Below are 2,454 nucleotides of genomic sequence, written 5' to 3'. Positions count from 1 at the left end.
CGGCAGGGGAGGCCGTTGCCACCGCCGGAGCGCATCGGGGCACCGGGACACACCAGCGGTCTGCCGGGGTGACAGACCGACGGCGTGCCAGGATGCCGGGGTGCCTGCTCTGACCGTTCATCGGATGGTTTCGACCGTTCGGCCGGTTGCGCGGTGAGCGCCGCCGCCCAGCCGCTGACCCTGATCCTGATCCCCGCCGCAGCCGTGGCCGCCCCGCTGCTCGCCGACCGGCTGCTGCGGTGGATCGCCGTCCCGACCGTCGTGTTCGAGATCGTACTCGGCGTCCTGATCGGCCCGGACGTCCTGGGCTGGGCGCACGTCGACGGCCTGGTCGACGCGCTCTCCCAGTTCGGCCTGGCCATGCTGATGTTCCTGGCCGGCTACGAGATCGACTTCGCCAAGCTGCGCGGCGGCCCGCTGAAACGGGCGGGCACCGCGTGGCTGGTCTCGGTGGCCGTCGGGCTCGGCGTGGGCGCGCTGGTCAACCGGGACCCGCTGGACGGCGCCTTCGCCGGGCTGGTGCTCACCACCACGGCGCTCGGCACCATCCTGCCGATCCTCCGCGACTCCGGTGAACTGCCCACGCCCTTCGGCTCCCTGGTGATGGCCACCGGGGCGGTCGGCGAGTTCGGGCCGATCATCGCGATCGCCGCCCTGCTCAGCGGCAACTCCCCGGCCCGCACGGCGGTCATCCTCGGGGCCTTCGCGGTGATCACCGCGCTCGCCGTGTTCGGCGCGCGCCGGCCCCGCCCGGCCTGGACCACCCGGCTGATCGAACGGACCCTGCGCACCTCCGGACAGTTCGCGATCCGCGCGGTGATCCTGGTGCTGGCCGCCATGGTCGCCGCCGCGCTCTGGCTGGACCTCGACATGCTGCTCGGGGCCTTCGTCGCCGGGATCGTCTCCCGGCTGCTGCTGGCCGGCGTCCGGCAGGCCGAGGAGGAGGTGATCGAGGCCAAGCTGGAGGGCATCGGCTTCGGCTTCCTGGTGCCGGTGTTCTTCGTGGTCAGCGGGATGAACTTCGACCTGGACGCCCTGCTGGACGACCCGGGCACGCTGCTGCTGGTCCCGGTGTTCCTGCTGCTCTTCCTGGCCGTGCGGGGGCTGCCCGCCGCGCTGCTCGCCCCGGCCGGGCTCGGCCTGCGCGACCGCGCGGCGCTCGCGCTGTACGGGGCGACGGCGCTGCCGCTGGTCGTGGTGATCACCACCATCGAGGTGGACGCCGGGCACCTGCCGTCCTCCACCGCGGCGGCGCTGGTCGGCGCCGGGATGCTGTCGGTGCTGGTGTTCCCGCTGGCGGCGCAGCGGGTGCGCGGCGGCGCGCGGCCGCCGGTGGCGGCCGACGCGGATCAGCCGAGGGTCCGGGCCGAGAGCTGGTAGGCCCGGGCCTCCGTACGCCGGGTGCGTGAGGCCCGTCCCCACGCACTCCGCCGGTCGGTTCACCTCCGCGCTCAGATCACTCCCGCCTGCCGGGCCGTCTCCTCGAAGGCGCGGGCCACCGGGCTGCCGCGGTAGGGGGTGAGGCGGCGGTGGAAGTCCCGGACGTACTCCAGCGAGCGGGCCGAGCGCATCTCCCCCGCCGCCCGCAGCGCGTCGGTGGCCATGGTGCACGCCTCGTCGAGGTCCCCCATGCCGAGCCGGGCGGTGGCCAGCACCAGGCGGCAGAAGATCCGGCTGCGGGCGTAGGCGGGCGAGCGCAGCCTCAGCGACTTCTCGGCGTGCTGCGCGGCCGTCCGCCACTGCTGGAGGTCGCGGTAGCAGTGGGCGAACTCGTCGGAGAGCTGGGCCTCGTCGAAGTACCGCGCCCAGGAGGGCAGTTCGTCGCCCGTCCGGGCCGCCGCCAGGGCGCGCTCGGCGCGCACCAGGGCGGTGGTGCAGGACCGGACGTCGCCCAGCAGGCCGTGCCCGCGCGCCTCGGCGGCGTGCATCAGCGACTGGACGACCGGCGGCACGGCGGTGCCCACGCCCTGCTGGGCGACCCTGGCGAGCTGGACCGCCTCCCGGCCGTGGCCGAGGTGGACGGCCTGCTGGCTCATCGTCACCAGCACGTAGCCGCCGAGCGCGCGGTCCCCGGCGGCCTGGGAGAGGCGCAGCGCCTGGACGAAGTAGCGCTGGGCGAGGCCGTGCGCGGCGATGTCGAAGGACGTCCAGCCGGCCAGCCTGGTGAGGTCGGCGACGGCGCCGAACAGCGCCCGGCCGATCTGCTCGCCGTAGCGGCCGCGCAGCATCGGCTCGGCCTCGCTCTCCAGGTAGCGGACCAGCGCCTGGCGGGCGTGGCCGCCGCCGTAGGCGTGGTCGAGCGCGCGGAAGAGGTCGCCGACGGCCCGGATGGCGGCGATGTCGCCGCGGCCGACCCGCAGGGTGGGGCGGGACTCGCGGGCCGGGTCGGTGTACGGCGGCTCGACGGCGACCGGCGGCCGGCGGCTCTGGATCGGCACCCGGCCGATGGTGGGG

Annotated in this window: 1 protein-coding gene and 1 pseudogene; one reads left to right on the top strand and one right to left on the bottom strand. The window is 75.3% G+C overall.

Annotated elements, in window-relative coordinates; translation table 11 throughout:
- Positions 1-153: 153 nt before the first annotated feature.
- On the top strand, positions 154-1,380 hold the full coding sequence (locus AE652_RS37980) for a cation:proton antiporter (protein WP_049659880.1): 1,227 nt from the start codon (positions 154-156) through the stop codon (positions 1,378-1,380).
- Between the two features lie 71 nt (positions 1,381-1,451).
- Here the strand turns inward: AE652_RS37980 and AE652_RS37975 are convergent.
- Positions 1,452-2,454, bottom strand: a pseudogene (locus AE652_RS37975) (regulator); the annotation flags it as partial.

Source organism: Kitasatospora sp. MY 5-36 (assembly GCF_001182915.1).
In the GTDB taxonomy this organism is placed as follows: domain Bacteria; phylum Actinomycetota; class Actinomycetes; order Streptomycetales; family Streptomycetaceae; genus Kitasatospora.
This window is presented reverse-complemented; position numbering and strand designations above follow the sequence as displayed.